This is a genomic window from Pseudomonas entomophila (genome assembly GCF_013523125.1).
Taxonomy (GTDB): domain Bacteria; phylum Pseudomonadota; class Gammaproteobacteria; order Pseudomonadales; family Pseudomonadaceae; genus Aquipseudomonas; species Aquipseudomonas entomophila_B.
The window spans coordinates 17,970-33,482 of sequence record NZ_JAAMQJ010000032.1; the positions used below are offsets into that span (position 1 = coordinate 17,970).

Sequence of the window (15,513 nt, forward strand, 5' to 3'; positions counted from 1 at the left end):
ACGGCGTCGCCGATCACATGTTGGGGTAATTCGGGCCGCCTGCGCCTTCCGGGGTCACCCAGACGATGTTCTGCGCAGGGTCCTTGATGTCGCAGGTCTTGCAGTGCACGCAGTTCTGCGCGTTGATCTGGAAGCGCTTGCTGCCGTCCTCCTGGCTGACCACTTCATAGACGCCGGCAGGGCAGTAGCGCTGGGCCGGCTCGTCGTACAGCGGCAGGTTGCTGGCGATCGGCACGTTCGGGTCGATCAGTTTCAGGTGGCACGGTTGCTCTTCTTCATGGTTGGTGCTGGAGAGGAACACCGAGCTCAGCTTGTCGAAGCTGAGCTTGCCGTCGGGCTTGGGATAGTCGATCTTCTTCGAGTCGGCGGCCAGCTTGAGGCAGGCGTAGTCCGGCTTCTTGTTGCGCAGGGTGAAGGGCAGTTTGCCCTTGAACCAGTTCTGGTCAATGTAGTTGAACGCCGCCCCGAACAGCGGACCGAACTGGTGCATGGCCGGGCCGAAGTTGCGGCTGGCGTGCAGTTCTTCGTAGACCCAGCTGGCCTTGAAGGCCTGGGTGTAGCCGTCCAGCCGGTCACCGCCCTCGCGGCCGGCGGCCAAGGCCTCGACCACGGCGTCGGCAGCGAGCATGCCGGACTTCATGGCGGTGTGGCTGCCCTTGATCTTGGCGAAGTTGAGCGTGCCCAGGTCGCAACCGATCAGCGCGCCGCCGTCGAAGACCATCTTGGGCAACGAGTTCAGGCCGCCCTTGCAGATGGCCCGCGCGCCGTAGCTGATGCGCTTGCCGCCCTCGAGGTACTGGCTGATCACCGGGTGATGCTTGAGGCGCTGGAACTCGTCGAACGGCGATAGGTACGGGTTGCTGTAGGCCAGGTCGACGATCAGGCCGACCACCACCTGGTTGTTCTCCAGGTGGTAGAGGAACGAGCCGCCGGTGTTGTCGGCATTGACCACGTCCAGCGGCCAGCCGGCGGTGTGCACCACCAGGCCTTGCTCATGGCGGGCCGGGTCGACTTCCCAGATTTCCTTCAGGCCGATGCCGTAGTGCTGCGGGTCGGCCTCGCTGTCGAGGTCGAAGCGGCGAATCAGCTGCTTGCCGATGTGGCCACGGCAGCCTTCGGCGAACAGCGTGTACTTGGCACGCAGTTCCATGCCGGGGGTGTAGAGGCCGTCCTTGGGCTGGCCTTCACGGTCCACGCCCAGGTCGCCGGTGACGATGCCGCGCACCACGCCGGCCTCGTCGATCAGCGCTTCCTGGGCGGCGAAGCCGGGGTAGACCTCCACGCCGAGGTTCTCGGCCTGCTGGGCCAGCCAGCGGCACAGGTTGCCCAGGGAAATGATGTAGTTGCCCTGGTTGTGCATGGTGCGGGGCACGAACAGGTCCGGCACCTTGACCGAACCGGCCGCGTCCTTGAGCACATAGATGTCGTCGCGCTTGACCTCGGTGTTCAGCGGCGCGCCCATGGCCTTCCAGTCAGGGAACAGCTCGTCGAGGGCGCGGGATTCGAACACGGCGCCGGAGAGAATGTGGGCACCGACTTCGGAGCCTTTCTCGACCACGCAGACGCTGATCTCGGCGCCCGTCTCGGCGGCTCGCTGCTTCAGGCGGCAGGCAGCCGACAGGCCGGCAGGGCCTGCGCCGACGATGACCACGTCGAATTCCATGTATTCGCGTTCCACAGGTTCTCTCCTACTCAAGGCTCATCAGCGGTTGCTTGTCGGGTGGGCGCAACTCTGGGTGCACGGCGCCTGGGCCGTGGCTTTCTCCAACGCCGCACTGCACCGCTTTGTCGTGGCGAGCATTATATCTACACCAGGAGAAGGGTCCAATACAAACGTTTGTTTGAATGTGCTCGAAGCCAGTAAAATCGCCGGGGCACGGCTGGACGCTGGCCGATTTGCCGTATTGACCCGATGGGGTGATGCGGTCAAGATACGAGCGGTTTTACGCTCGCCGTAGGCTGACCGTTGGGCCAATGAGCACGTTGGAAGACCTGGTGCAGAGCAGGGGATTCCCGCCAGGGCCCGGGCCGTCGTGCAGTCTACACGCCACGACAGGAAATGACCCGCAGGTTTTGCCCTGGTGCGGACCGCGCCGGTCGGTCCAGGGTCGATCCACCCGCCGCCAGACATTTCCAGAGGTGTTCAGACCCACGCGCATCGCCGGGCCAGTCCCAGGCGACTATCTATTCACCGGAGAGTAACGAGGAATCCATGAAGGTTCTTGTAGCTGTCAAACGAGTGGTCGACTACAACGTCAAGGTTCGCGTCAAGGCGGATCACTCCGGCGTCGACCTCGCCAACGTCAAGATGTCCATGAACCCCTTCTGCGAGATCGCCGTGGAAGAAGCCGTACGCCTCAAGGAAAAAGGCGTCGCCACCGAGATCATCGCCGTCAGCGTCGGCCCGACCGCCGCCCAGGAGCAACTGCGCACCGCGCTGGCGCTGGGCGCCGACCGTGCCATCCTGGTCGAGGCCGCCGACGAGCTGGGCTCGCTGGCCGTGGCCAAGCTGCTCAAGGCCGTGGTCGACAAGGAACAGCCGCAACTGGTCATCCTCGGCAAGCAGGCCATCGACAGTGACAACAACCAGACCGGCCAGATGCTCGCCGCGCTGACCGGCTTCGCCCAGGGCACCTTCGCCTCCAAGGTCGAGCTGGCGGGCGACACGCTGAACGTCACCCGCGAGATCGACGGTGGCCTGCAGACCGTCGCGCTGAAGCTGCCGGCCGTCGTCACCACCGACCTGCGCCTGAACGAGCCACGCTACGCGTCGCTGCCGAACATCATGAAGGCCAAGAAGAAGCCGCTGGAAACCGTCACTCCGGATGCGCTCGGCGTGTCCATCGCCTCGACCACCCAGACCCTCAAGGTCGAAGCCCCGGCCGCCCGTGGCGCCGGCATCATGGTCAAGTCGGTGGACGAGCTGGTCGACAAACTGAAGAACGAGGCGAAGGTAATCTGAAATGACAGTCCTGATCATCGCTGAACACGAAAACGGCGTGCTCGCGCCGTCCACGCTCAATACCGTGGCTGCCGCCGCCAAGATCGGGGGCGAGGCACACGTGCTGGTCGCTGGCCAGAACGTCGGCGCCGTCGCCGAAGCCGCTGCCAAGGTCGCCGGTGTCACCAAGGTGCTGGTCGCCGACAACGCCGCCTACGGCCATGCCCTGCCGGAAAACGTCGCGCCGCTGATCAAGGAGCTGGCCGCCGGCTACAGCCATGTGCTCGCGCCTGCCACCACCAATGGCAAGAACATCCTCCCGCGCGTCGCCGCGTTGCTGGACGTCGACCAGATCTCCGAGATCATCTCGGTCGAGTCCGCCGACACCTTCAAGCGCCCGATCTACGCCGGCAACGCCATCGCCACCGTGCAGTCCAGCGCTGCGGTGAAGGTCATCACCGTGCGCGCCACCGGCTTCGATGCCGTGGCCGCCGAGGGCGGTTCGGCCGCCATCGAAGCCGTTGGTGCCGCCCATGACGCCGGTCTGTCGTCCTTCGTCGGCGAAGAGCTGGCCAAGTCCGACCGTCCCGAGCTGACCGCCGCCAAGGTGGTGATCTCCGGTGGCCGTGGCATGGGCAACGGCGACAACTTCAGCCACCTGTACAGCCTGGCGGACAAGCTCGGCGCCGCTGTCGGTGCATCGCGCGCAGCGGTCGATGCCGGGTTCGTGCCCAACGACATGCAGGTCGGCCAGACCGGCAAGATCGTCGCGCCGCAGCTGTACATCGCCGTCGGCATTTCCGGCGCGATCCAGCACCTGGCAGGCATGAAGGACTCCAAGGTGATCGTCGCGATCAACAAGGACGAAGAGGCGCCGATCTTCCAGGTCGCCGACTACGGCCTGGTCGCCGACCTGTTCGAAGCGGTACCGGCGCTGGAAAAGCTGGTCTGATTCGTCCGCGTCACTTATAAAGAGGCCCGGCGTTCTCACGAACGCCGGGCTTTTTTGTGCGTGCGAAGGAGACCAGGCATGGCGGGGTTGGGCCGAATCATGATCGCGACTGCCCTGTGGGGCCTGTCGCTGTCGACCGCGGCAGGGGCGGCGGGGCGCTGCGAACGTCTGGTGGCCACGGGCAGCCCCGACAATCCGCCCTACGTCTGGCAGGATCCGCATCATCCCGAGCGGCTGATCGGCGCCGACGTCGACCTGCTGGCGCAGATCGCCCGCGACCTCGGCGTGACCGTCCAGGTGCTCGCGTCCGGGACGCGCGAGCAGGCCGTGGAAGAGGCGCGCAGCGGGCGCCTGGATCTGTTGCTGGACGTGCCCTTGCAGGCCTCGCACCTGGCCGCGTTCGACTACCTGCACCCGGCCCTGCATGTCGACAGCTATCACGTCTGGACGCGTCACGACGCCGCCATCGCCTATGCGTCGCTCGATCAACTACGATCCTTGCACGGCAGCCTGGTCGACACGGGCACTCTACCGGACGCGGCGCAGCAGCTCGTCGACGCGGGGCTCGACCTGGCGCGCGCCCAGGCGCCGGTGGAAGCGTTCCAGCGTCTGGCGCTAGGGCAGCTGGACTATGTCATCGCCAGACGCTTCGTCGGCATGGCGATCGTGCAGCGACTGGGGCTGAGCGCCGATGTGATCGCCAGTGGCGTGCCGGCACAGCGTGTCGAACGCTACCTGGCGATCTCGCACGACTCGGCCTGCAACGATGCCTGGCTGCGCGCAGAGCTGTCCCGGCGCCTGCTCGACGACGCGTTCGCGCCGGCCCGGCAGCGCGCCCTGCAGCACAATCTGCAACGCTGGCAGGCGCAGCAGGAGACGCCGGATGGAGGGCGCAGCGCGGGCGAGTGAGGCGCAGGCCGCACGTGTTCGCCGATGCGCAAAGCGGGTTACTATGCCCGGCCAGCGCCGCGCCGCACCTGCGGTCGCGTGCCACCTACCGCTTACCTGTCAGGAGCTGAAGCCGTTTTGAACAGATTGGAGTTGACCTTGGCTAGGGCCGTGAGACGGGGCCCGACGCGTGCGCTGGGCCTGGCCTTGGCGCTTGGCGTCATGACCGGTTGCGCCACGGACCCCGCGCCCCATGAGCAGATGCGTTTGGCCGAGCAGGCGCTCGAGCAGGCCAAGTCGGTCGGCGCGACCGACCAGCAGGAAACGCTCGCACTGGCCGAGGAAAAACTGGCCCGTGCCCGTGCGGACCTGGCAGCCGGTCAGAATCGCGAAGCGCGGATGCGTGCCGAGCAGGCCGAGCTGGACGCACGCCTGGCCGAGGCCCAGGTGCTGACGCAAAAGCGCGACGAGCAGGTGCAGGCGCTGCAGGCGCGCATCCAGCGCTTGCGCAAGCAAGTGGAGGCCCGGCCATGACGCGCGTATCGAACCCTTGGGCAGTGGCCGTTCTGCTGGTCTCGATCGGTGGCCTGCACGGCTGTGCCAGTCAGCGTAGCGAAGCGGCGCTCGACCAGGCCTCGGCCGCCTTCCAGCAGGTCAAGGACGATGCCGACGTGCTGCGCAGCGCACCACGCGATGTGATCCGCGCCGGCGAGTCCCTTGGCCGGGCCGAGCGCCTGGCCACCTACGTCGGCAGCGGCAGCGACGTGCGCCAGTACGCCTACCTCAGCCAGCGCTACAGCGAGATCGCGCGCGAGCACACGCGCCTGGCCCTGAGCGAAGAACAATTGGTCAAGCTCGACCTCAAGCGCCAGCGGCTGCAACTGGCCCTGCGCGAGGCCAAGCTGGCCAGCGTTCAGCAGCAGGGCAAGTGGCTGGAGGCGGAAATCGCCGCCCTGGCCTCCGAGGACAGCGACCGCGGCCTGGTCCTGACCCTGGGTGACGTGTTGTTCGACACGGGTCGAGCCGAACTGAAGAACTCGGCCAGCCGCACCGTGCTCAAGCTGGTGCAGTTCCTCCAGCTCAATCCCCGGCGGGTGATCCGCATCGAAGGCTACACCGACAGCACCGGCTCGACCGAGGACAACCTGCAGCTGTCGCGCGATCGCGCGCAGTCGGTGGCCGACATGCTGATCGACCTGGGGGTCGAGGAAAAACGTGTGCAGGTCATGGGCTATGGCGACCAGTACCCGGTGGAAGCCAATGCATCCGAGCGGGGCAGGGCCAAGAACCGCCGCGTGGAAGTGGTGTTCTCGGACGACAAGGGCCGACTGGCACCCCTGCGCTGACGCCAGCGCGCCATGCAAGGCCCTGGGCGCCGCCGGGCCTTGCATGATATCGGCTGACGCGTGCTGTACGGTCGACGAATCGACGATCTGTATCAGTACACTTCACGACTGTTACGGTATTCTGCGTGCTTGAGCTGCATAAGAACAATGAAGCCTGCGCATCGAGACATTGCCATGACCAACCTGTTGCTCTACCAGCGCATCGCCCAGCAACTGGCGGACGACATCCGCCGTGGTGTCTATCGTCCAGGCGAGCGGGTGCCGTCGGTGCGCAAGATGAGCGCGCAGCTCAACGTCAGCCATGCCACGGTGTTGCAGGCGTACGCCAACCTCGAAGACCAGGGCTTGATCCGGGCGCGGCCGCAATCAGGCTACTACGTGCACCAGACGCCTGCGCTGACCGCGCCGACCCCGGACATCGCCCGGGTCGAGCGGCCTGGGCTGGTGACGCGCGCCAGTATCATCCAGCAGGTGCTGGCCGAAGCGCGACGCGACGGTGTCTTCGCCTTCGGTGCCGCCGTGCCCCATGTGGATTACCTGCCCGTGCGCGCGCTGCACCAGCAGTTGGCCAAGGTCACCCGGTTCCACAGCCCCCGTGCATTCAGCTACATGTTCAGCCCCGGCTACGAGCCGCTGCGTCGGCAGATCGCCATTCGCATGCGCGACGCCGGGGTCCTGGTCGACCCGCGGGAGATCGTGGTGACCCATGGCTGCGTCGATGCCCTGCAGATGTCGCTGCGGGTGCTGACCAAGCCGGGCGACCTGATCGCAGCCGAGTCCCCGACCTACTATGGCCTGTTGCAGCTGGCCGACCTGCTGGGCCTGAAGGTCATCGAGATCCCCAGCGACCCGTCCACCGGCATCAGCCTCGAAGCCTTGCAGCTGGCGGCCAACCAATGGTCGATCAAGGCCCTGGTGCTGACCGCGCGGCTGAGCAATCCGCTCGGGGGGACCATCCCCGAAGAGCGGCAGAAGCAGCTGCTGCGCCTGGCCTCGGACTTCGACATTCAGATCGTCGAGGACGATATCTATGGCGAGCTGATGTTCGAGCAAGGGCGCAGCAAGGCGCTCAAGGCCTACGACCGGCTCGACCGGGTCATCTACTGCTCGAGCTTCTCCAAGACGCTGTCGCCCGGCGTGCGCGTGGGCTGGATGGTGCCGGGCCGCTACCAGGACGACATCCAGCGCTTGCAGACCTTCACCACCCATTCGGCGTGCAGCGTGACGCAGATGGGTGTGGCGGCGTATCTGGAGAACGGCGGTTACGACCGGCACCTGCGCTACATCCGTCAGGAGTACCGCAAGAACCTGAGCGCCTACCAGCTCGCCGTCCAGCAGTACTTCCCCGACGGCACGCAGATGACCCGGCCCACCGGCGGGTTCATCCTGTGGGTAAGCCTGCCGGGCCGGGTCAATACCCAAGAGCTGCACGTACGCGCGCTGGAGCAGGGCATCAGCATCGCGCCGGGATTGATCTTCAGTAATACTGAACAATTCAACCACTGCATCCGTCTGAACTGCGGTATTCCCTGGAACCGCGAGGCCGAACGCGCGCTCGTGACATTGGGGATGCTGGCCCGGCAACTGTGTACAGAGTCCATGGCACTGGCGGTTTAGGCTTGCCAGCCGGACGGCAAACGGCCAGCATCCAGATTTAGGCAAAGACGTTGTGGTGCCCATGAAACGTATTCGGTTGTTCGCGCTGGTGGTGGGGCTGATCTGCGGGTTGGGTGCGGTGAGCGTGACGCAGGCCGCGCAGGCCAGTGCTGCCTCGGATGCCGACGGCAAGCAGGGCCAGGCCCAGGCGCGTCCGGCTGCGCAGTCGTCCAAGTCGGCCGCCAAACCAGCGGCCAAGCCGAGCAAGGCGAGCGCGGCGGCGAAGAAGGCGCGGACCAAGAAGGCCAGGCGCAAGGCCGTGCAGAGCAAGGCGGTGGCTACCCCGGTAGCCAAGGCGCCTCTGGACCTGAGCATCCCCAAGGAAATGGTCAAAGAGCTCGAGCCTGCCGTGGGCAACAATACCCCCAAGGGCAAGGCCCTGCTGCCGGCGATGTTCCCGGAAAACCCTTCCCAGGACAGCGCGTTCCAGCTCAACGGGCGCCTGATCAGCAACGAAATGCAGCTACAATTGCGCAACGACAGTCAGCGCGACGTCGAGGGCGCGGCCATCGAATTCCAGTTCCGTCAGTGAGGCAAAACTGACTGCTCGGTCATTCCCCTTTTCCCGGTACGGGCAATGTCAAACGCCCGTTTCGCCGGTTACTATCCCAGGACGTCCCGTCCTGTTCCAGGAGTCGTGTTCCATGATCTGCCGTCAAGGCTGTGGTGCGTGTTGCATCGCACCCTCCATCAGTTCGCCCATTCCCGGTATGCCGCAGGGCAAGCCGGCGGGCGAACGCTGCCTGCACCTGTCGCCCGAGAACCTCTGTGGCCTGTTCGGATTGCCCGAGCGGCCGGCGGTGTGCGGCGGGTTCAAGGCCGAGGCCGAGGTGTGCGGCAGCGACCGCAACGAGGCGATCAGGATCATCAGCTGGCTGGAGCGCATGACGGCGGCGTGAACCCTCAGATCTTCGATAAAAGGAACAACACGATGAGATCTTTCACGCGAGTCGCGCTGGTGGTTGCCCTGGGGCTGTCGATGGTGCCCGTCGCCTGGGCCGCAGACTGGAAAGTGGCCAAGGACGAGGAGGGCATTCAGGTGTCGCTGAGCGAAGTGTCGGGGTCCAAATACAAGGCCTACCGCGGCGTGACCCTGATCAAGGCGCCCTTGGCCAAGGTGCGTGCGCTGCAGGAAGACGTGGTGGGTGCCTGCGCCTGGATCCATGAATGCCAGTCCCAGAAGCTGCTCAAGCACGAAGGCGACCAGAGCTGGACCTACAGCCGCTTCAATACCCCATGGCCCGTCACGCCGCGTGACTCGGTGGTGCATGTGGTCACCACTCAGGGGGCCGACGGTAGCCTGACGCGTACCCTGACGGGCGAACCGACCTATGTGCCGGACGAGAAGGGGTTCGTCCGTGTGGCCGAGGTCAAGGGCTTCTGGAAACTGGTGCCCAAGGGCAATGCGACCGAAGTCACCTACCAGGTGCACACCGAGCCGGGCGGTAGCGTGCCGTCGTGGCTGGCGAACAAGTTCGTGGTCGAGGCGCCTTTCAATACGTTGAAGCACCTCAGGGCGCGCGCCGAGCGCCCCTGAAGGCGTGCAGGCTAAGAAACGTTCGATGCACGGACGGCTGCATCGACAGCCGCCGTGCCTGACCCAGCGCCAGGTCGGGCGGCCTGGCCCTTGGTCTGCAGGTGGTGGCCAAAGTGCTGCACGTACTGTTTTTCCAGGATCTGTACGCTCAAGATGAACAACAGGAGGTTGTTGAGCTTCTCACGCACCCTGCCTGGCACCAGGCCGGTCCTGACGGCCAGCAGCATCATGCGTACCGTACCTGGCGCGAACAGACCGGCCGCTGCCAAGGCATCCTTGCTCAGGTACGTTTCGATTAGGCGTGCCATGGCAGGGCCCGAGCGCTTGCGCACCCATAGTGGCGGCGTGATGTAAGGCCACTTCCGGCGGCTGTACACCTCTTCGGGAATGATGTCTTTCACGGCTTCGCGCAGCAGGTACTTCTCCACGTTACCGCGCAGCTTCCATTCGTTCGGCAGTTTGGCCAGCCACTGGAACAGCCGATGGTCGAGAAACGGCGTACGCCCCTCGATCGAATGCGCCATCTCCTGGCGGTCGCCCAGGTTCGCCAGGATGAACGGGCTGAGCAGGCCGCGGATGCTGAACGTCTGCAACTTGTTCAACAAGGGCAGGCGATCGAGCTCGGCCCGGTCCAGGCGTCGACGCAGCGCATGCAGGGGTGAGGTGAGGTTCAGGTGTCGGCGGTGGCGAGGCGCGAACAGGCGGTTGAGCGTATTCTGGGCGGCCGGGGCGAACAGCTCGGCCATTTCCGGCTGCGGGACGAACCCGAAGGCATCGTCCAATTCGCTGGCGCCGCTGGAACGTTTCGGGCGTGCACGTTCGGCGTGGCGCCCGTAGGCATGGCTGGACAAGCCTTGTCCTTCGGCCTTGAAGTAGCCGTACCCCAGCAGCGCCTCGTCCGCGCCTTCGCCGGTGAGCACGCAGGTGACATGCTGGCGGGCGAGTCTGGAGAGCAGGAACTTGCCCACCCCGTTGTAGTTGACGGCGGGGGTTTCCGAGAACCAGAGGCTGTCTTCCAGGTGGGTCAGCAGGTCCTCGCGCGTGCACTCGATCTTGTGAAAGCGTGCGCCCAGGTGGCGTGCGGTGCGTTCGGCGATCAGCGCCTCGTCGAACTCGGCGTGATCGCTGAAGGAAATGCAAAACGCGTCGATGGGCTGGTCACGCAACTGCGCGGCGAGGGCGGCCACTGCCGTGGAATCCAGGCCGCCGCTCAGGTAGACGCCGACAGGCACGTCGGCCTGCAGCCGTAGCGCCACGGCTTCTTCCAGATGAGTGCGCAGGGTCTGGCGCAGATCGGCTTCGCTACAGGTCGTCGGCAGGGGCTCGGGCAACAGGTCGAGCGGCCAATAGGGGATCGACTCGCACTTCAAGGTCTCGAGGTCCACCACCAGGCAGTGGCCGGGCGCGACGACACTGACATGTTCGAACGGGCTGTCCATGGGCACGAAGCTGAGCATGTCTCGCAGCTTGACCGGATCGATGGACGCTGCGGCCAGCCCGCTGGCGAAAAGCGCCTTGGCCTCGCTGGCGAACAGCAGTCCACCGGGACGCTCAGGCGCCTGATGCACGAACAGTGGCTTGATGCCAAAGCGGTCACGGCAGGCGACCACGCGGCCCAGCCGTCGATCCAGCAGCACGAACGCGAACTCGCCGCGCAGGTGACGGGTGAAATCCAGGCCGTCACGCTCATACAGGTACAGGATGAGCTCCGAATCGGACCCGGTCGCGAACGTGAACCCATCGGCCATGAGTTCGGCGCGCAGGCGGGCGTGGTCATAGATTTCGCCGTTGCAGACCAGCACCTTCTGGCCGTCCTGACTGAACAGGGGTTGCGCGCCGGTGGCCAGGTCGATGATCGAAAGCCGGGTGTGACCCAGTACTACCGCGTGTTCGGGGTCGCGATATCCGGCGCGTCCGTCTGGTCCACGGTGAGTCAATGCCGTCAGCGCGGCCTCAAGGTCGACCTGCTCGAGTGCATGACCGACAGACGCAAAAATTCCGCACATCCTGTGCTCCTCATGGGCTTGTGGCGAAAGAACCGGAGGCGTCAAGCGTCGCCGAGGTAGATCTGCTCGAGCATTCTGCGGTGCACGACCAAGGGCTTGTCATACTTGCCCAGCCGCGCACCGTTCAAAGCATACGGCAGGTGCGCGAGCTGGCTGGAAAACGCACCATCGGCCTCGAATTCCTTCTTGATGAAACGCAGCATGAACGAGCGGAAGTGCTTTTGGAAAAACGCTGATTTGCGGTCGCTGGCCTGGGCATAAACGAAACTGTACAGCGTGGTCCGGTTGGCCGCGTTGGGCACGAAGAAGATCGTGGTCTTGACGTGCCCTCCGATGTCGGTCTGGCGAGTCTTGCACGTCACCCAGGACTCGTAGGTGCTGCGCACCGGGTTGAACAAGGTGTGGAAGCGATTGTGCGAGATGTCCCCTGGCTTGACGCCAGTCAGAAACATGAACGGAAACTTGCGAATGGGCCCCCGGTAGTAGTTCAGGGTGCTGTGCTCATCCTGTTCGAACTCGTATTCGACGTGCTTGGCACCCTCGCGGTCCCAGCCGAAGGTCTGGTGCACGTAGGGAAAGTGCTCGTCTTCGGAGAAGTTGTCCAGGGCCACGTGCAGCGGGCAGTCGAAGACCACCGGGAATTGGCCCATGAAGGTGTAGGCCGGGTCGGCGAAGTCGTCGAGTGGCTCGGCATCGGGGCCGCCGACCCAGATCACGCCGTGGCGGGTGAAGGTCTTAAGGACCTCGATCTTGCACTTGCGCGACTCGGGCATGGCCGGGATATGCCCTTGGCCCTGGGCATCGAAACTCCAGCCATGGTACGGGCACTCGAGATGCCCTTGCTCGTTCACGCGGCCCATCGACAGCGGCGTGAAGCGGTGAGGGCAGCGGTCCGGCATGGCGACGAGGCGACGCGCCTGATCACGGAACAGGACGATCTTGAAGCCACCGACTTCCACACTGATCGGCGTGTCGCGTACAGCCTCTTCGGCGCAGACGGGATGAAAGAAACGCGAAATCTTGTTCCAGCCAAAGTCCATGGCACGTGCATCCTTGAATAACGTTTTTGATAACCCGTTCCATCGGGGCGCTTTTTCGAGCGGGCCAGCCTAGTGGATATGCTCACGCGTTGCAACGCACTTTTCATGGAAGTTCGTCTTGTGTGCGGGCCGTCTTTTTTCGACGTTGGAGGCGCTTGACAGCGCTTTGGAAATCCTGATGAAGTAAAGAAAGATCGTACACAGCACTTCAGGACGAAGCGCTCGCTCCCCGTCGACAGGATGTCGGTTCATGGCAGTCTGACGTGGCACGCCGCTGTTTTCTCGAGTGCTCCAGCCCATTTACCGGGCGGGCCGCACGCACGGTTTCGAATGCCTGGACATTCGATGTGCCGGCACGTCTTGCTTGCAGGAGCCACGCGTCATGGATGAACCTTCAGTGCGCCTGAAACTCAGGGCGCTGTGGAGCGCTCTGTTGCCAGATGAGCCCTTCGACGACACCACGGCATTTCATCAGGCCGGTGGAAATTCTCTGACCCTGATGCGACTGTTCATGCAATGTACGGGCGCATTCGGCGTGCGATTGGACATGGCGCGTTACCCCGATTTGCAGACCATCGAGCAGCAGGCACGCTTCATCGTGATGGCCCGTGCGGAGGCTTCGCATGCCTGAGGTGGCGGTTCCGGCCCTCTCACGGCCCGCGCCGATGCGTGTGCCGCGTGCCTATGCGTCGTTGTTCGAGCAGGCCACGACCGACAGTTTCGTGGTGGGCGACCTGGAAGTGCGTACGCATGTCTGGACGGGCCCGGCCCCGGTCCTGTGCGTGCACGGCGCCAATGGCAGCGCGACGCAGTTCGGCGCGTTGATCGAGTGCCTGCGTGGCGCCGGTCGTGGCGTCATGGCCGTGGATATTCCTTCGCACGACCCGAACGGACGTTTCATTCCGTCGCGCTACATCTGGGAGGCCTTGGTGGGCATGCAGCGTTACGCCACGCCTGCCGCGGTGGTCGCCCATTCCATGGCCTGTGGCTGGGCGATGAAGGCGCTGAATGCAGGCTTGCCCGCGCGGCAACTGGTGTGCCTGTCCCCGGCGGCCACGCAGGATTATGTCTTCAAGCGTTTCCTCGAACTGCAGCAGGCCCAAGGGTTGACCTTCGATGACCTGGCAGAGGAGATCGACCAGGCCTTCGGCAGCACATGGCGTCAGGCGTACTCGCCGATCGAGCTGTGCAAAACCTTGACGCAGTCCGTATTGATTCACCATGACGAAGACGATCCGGTGATCGAACTGGACGCGGGCGGCAAAGTACTGCACGACGCCTGGCCACTGTCGCGTTATCTACAAACGCAAGGGCTTGGTCATGCGGGTGTTTTCCGAAATAGACCACTGCTTGAATGTCTTGTGGCATTTCTCGCCGATTCCATGACTGATAGATCACAGGGAGTAATTCAATGAGCCAGCCTACCGTCCAACACGTACGTGACACCGTTGAGAAGATCATCCTGCAATATTGCGATGTGACCGACTTGGGTATCGAGCGTTTGCAAGATGACACGAGCCTGACCCAGGACCTGGGTATCGACAGCGTCGACTTTCTCGATATCGTGTTCGAAATCGAAGACACCTACAAAATCCAGTTTCCCTTGGAACAATGGTCGGCCAGTGCGCCGAACGGTGAAAAGAACCGACACACCCTGAGCGACTTCGTGACGGCCATCCATCGCATCGTCGTCGGTGCACCTGTCGGCGCATGAACATCGAACAGAACCTGTTGATCGACGAGGTCGTGACGTGGGAGCCCTGGACGTCGCTGCACAGTATCAGCCACGTCCCGGCTGCAGCGCCGGTCTTCGAAGGGCACTTTCCCGGCCATCCCATCCTGCCCGGCGTGCTGATGGTCGAACTCATGGCCCAGGCCAGCGGGTTCTTGTACCTGTTGTCGTCGGACTTTGCGGGCATGGCGTTCCTGATCAGCGTGAAGCAGGCCAAGTTCACCGGCTTCGTCGCGCCGGGCGAACGACTGAGCTGCGAGGTACGCATCGTCCACCGCGCCGAGGGTTACCTGGTCTGCGAGGGCGTGCTCACGCGCGACCAGGTGGTGGCGAAAGCGCAGTGGATGCTGCGGCTCATGCCCTTCCCCAACGACATCCTTCGTCAGTCGCTCCAGCGCACCGTGCTGGCGCGTATCGAGAGGCACGCATGATCAACACCTGTTACGTGAAGGGCATGGGTATCGTCCACAGCGGCGGCGCGATGAGGCTGGGCGACGCGCATTCACTGCCGCCCCAGGCGCCGGTGGTTCGAGGCAAGGTCCCGCTGCCGGCGTTTCCCCTGGAACGCTTCGTGACCAAGGTCCGCGACCTCAATGCCATGGGCAACGGGCAGAAGATGCTGGTCTGCGCCGCTGGGTTGGCCCTGGAAGAGGCCGGACTAAGCGCCGAGGCGCGTCAGGGCTGCGACCTGTACATGGCCGCCAAGATCGGCGAGCGCAACGATGCCGTGGATGCGGCGATCCTCGAAGGTGCCGAGCACGCATCGTTCGACATCAACCAGGAGCTGGCGCGCCTGCGTCCGACGCATTTCCTGGCGGAACTGCCCAACCTGTATGCCGCCAACATCGCCATGCTATTGGCGCTCAAGGGCGAGAGCCTGACGTTCGTCGGCGAGGCGGCTGCTTCCGCGCAGGCCATGATCCATGCGCTGGAGAAACTTGCCACCGAGCGCACGTGCAGCATCCTGGTCGGCGGCGTCTTCAATGGCGACCAGTCGATGCACGATGAATACCTGGCAGGCCCCGATGCACAAGCGCTGGGCGTATTCGGCACGGCCGCCTGCTGCCTGGTGCTCGAGCGCGAGCCAACAGGCGCGATCGCCAGCCTGACCCGAACGGGCCCGGTCACCCGCGACCAGCTCGCCGATCGGCTGGTCAGCTGCGAGGCAAGTCTGCTGGTCAGTCATGGCTTTGCGGCTGGGCGAGGGTGGACGCAGTCGCTGACCGTGGACGTGCCCGTGCTGGACGTCGGGCACCTGATGGGTCAACTGCACGAAGCGACCGTTTCGGTCCAGGCTTACCTGGCCGCGGTGGCGCTGCGCGCCGAGCCGGCAGTGGGGCCGCGCCGTGCGCTGTTGCTCACGCAGATCGGCGCTGAGCGTTACGAGACCTTTGTGCTCGAGGTCTTCTGACGCC

17 protein-coding genes are annotated in these 15,513 nt (G+C 64.5%); 14 read left to right on the plus strand and 3 right to left on the minus strand.

Going from position 1 to position 15,513, the window contains the following annotated elements; translation table 11 throughout:
• Positions 1-13: 13 nt before the first annotated feature.
• Complete coding sequence (locus tag G7007_RS15815; protein ID WP_181103134.1) at positions 14-1,678, minus strand: electron transfer flavoprotein-ubiquinone oxidoreductase; 1,665 nt, start codon at positions 1,676-1,678, stop codon at positions 14-16.
• Positions 1,679-2,212: 534 nt separating this feature from the next.
• Here G7007_RS15815 and G7007_RS15820 point away from each other — a divergent pair.
• The 9 genes from G7007_RS15820 to G7007_RS15860 all read left to right on the plus strand — a co-directional run bounded on the left by G7007_RS15820 (position 2,213) and on the right by G7007_RS15860 (position 9,320).
• Positions 2,213-2,962, plus strand: a complete 750-nt coding sequence (locus G7007_RS15820) for an electron transfer flavoprotein subunit beta/FixA family protein (protein ID WP_181103136.1) — start codon at positions 2,213-2,215, stop codon at positions 2,960-2,962.
• 1 nt (position 2,963) lies between these two features.
• On the plus strand, positions 2,964-3,893 hold the full coding sequence (locus G7007_RS15825) for an electron transfer flavoprotein subunit alpha/FixB family protein (protein WP_181103138.1): 930 nt from the start codon (positions 2,964-2,966) through the stop codon (positions 3,891-3,893).
• A 99-nt stretch (positions 3,894-3,992) separates the two neighbouring features.
• Positions 3,993-4,802: a transporter substrate-binding domain-containing protein gene (locus G7007_RS15830; protein ID WP_181103140.1), complete on the plus strand. Its 810-nt coding sequence runs from the start codon at positions 3,993-3,995 to the stop codon at positions 4,800-4,802.
• Between the two features lie 201 nt (positions 4,803-5,003).
• Complete coding sequence (locus G7007_RS15835; RefSeq protein WP_181103189.1) at positions 5,004-5,315, plus strand: DUF4398 domain-containing protein; 312 nt, start codon at positions 5,004-5,006, stop codon at positions 5,313-5,315.
• Positions 5,312-6,127: an OmpA family protein gene (locus tag G7007_RS15840; protein WP_181103142.1), complete on the plus strand. Its 816-nt coding sequence runs from the start codon at positions 5,312-5,314 to the stop codon at positions 6,125-6,127. Before G7007_RS15835 ends, G7007_RS15840 begins: the two co-directional genes overlap by 4 nt.
• Before the next feature lie 174 nt (positions 6,128-6,301).
• Entirely contained in the window at positions 6,302-7,744 is a 1,443-nt protein-coding gene (locus G7007_RS15845; RefSeq protein WP_181103144.1) for an aminotransferase-like domain-containing protein, read from the plus strand.
• A gap of 61 nt (positions 7,745-7,805) precedes the next feature.
• A complete protein-coding gene (locus G7007_RS15850) occupies positions 7,806-8,315 on the plus strand; it encodes a hypothetical protein (protein WP_181103146.1) in 510 nt (169 codons plus the stop codon).
• 112 nt (positions 8,316-8,427) lie between these two features.
• Positions 8,428-8,682, plus strand: coding sequence for a YkgJ family cysteine cluster protein (locus G7007_RS15855; RefSeq protein WP_181103148.1), 255 nt, complete (start codon positions 8,428-8,430; stop codon positions 8,680-8,682).
• Positions 8,683-8,714: 32 nt separating this feature from the next.
• Positions 8,715-9,320: an START domain-containing protein gene (locus G7007_RS15860; RefSeq protein ID WP_181103150.1), complete on the plus strand. Its 606-nt coding sequence runs from the start codon at positions 8,715-8,717 to the stop codon at positions 9,318-9,320.
• Between the two features lie 11 nt (positions 9,321-9,331).
• Here G7007_RS15860 and asnB read toward each other — a convergent pair whose 3' ends face one another.
• Entirely contained in the window at positions 9,332-11,326 is a 1,995-nt protein-coding gene (gene asnB, locus G7007_RS15865; protein ID WP_181103152.1) for an asparagine synthase (glutamine-hydrolyzing), read from the minus strand.
• Between the two features lie 41 nt (positions 11,327-11,367).
• On the minus strand, positions 11,368-12,366 hold the full coding sequence (locus G7007_RS15870) for an aromatic ring-hydroxylating oxygenase subunit alpha (protein WP_181103154.1): 999 nt from the start codon (positions 12,364-12,366) through the stop codon (positions 11,368-11,370).
• 382 nt (positions 12,367-12,748) lie between these two features.
• On the opposite strand from G7007_RS15870, the gene G7007_RS15875 reads away from it, so the two are divergent.
• The 5 genes from G7007_RS15875 to G7007_RS15895 are packed head-to-tail and all read left to right on the plus strand — an operon-like array spanning position 12,749 to position 15,509.
• Entirely contained in the window at positions 12,749-12,997 is a 249-nt protein-coding gene (locus G7007_RS15875) for an acyl carrier protein (protein WP_181103156.1), read from the plus strand.
• Entirely contained in the window at positions 12,990-13,781 is a 792-nt protein-coding gene (locus tag G7007_RS15880; RefSeq protein WP_181103158.1) for an alpha/beta hydrolase, read from the plus strand. Before G7007_RS15875 ends, G7007_RS15880 begins: the two co-directional genes overlap by 8 nt.
• Positions 13,778-14,080, plus strand: coding sequence for a phosphopantetheine-binding protein (locus tag G7007_RS15885; RefSeq protein ID WP_181103160.1), 303 nt, complete (start codon positions 13,778-13,780; stop codon positions 14,078-14,080). The genes G7007_RS15880 and G7007_RS15885 overlap by 4 nt, the downstream gene beginning before the upstream one ends.
• Positions 14,077-14,529 (plus strand): 3-hydroxyacyl-ACP dehydratase FabZ family protein, encoded by a 453-nt coding sequence (locus G7007_RS15890; protein ID WP_181103161.1) that lies wholly within the window; start codon positions 14,077-14,079, stop codon positions 14,527-14,529. The genes G7007_RS15885 and G7007_RS15890 overlap by 4 nt, the downstream gene beginning before the upstream one ends.
• A complete protein-coding gene (locus G7007_RS15895) occupies positions 14,526-15,509 on the plus strand; it encodes a beta-ketoacyl synthase N-terminal-like domain-containing protein (RefSeq protein WP_181103163.1) in 984 nt (327 codons plus the stop codon). The genes G7007_RS15890 and G7007_RS15895 overlap by 4 nt, the downstream gene beginning before the upstream one ends.
• Positions 15,510-15,513 lie beyond the last annotated feature (4 nt).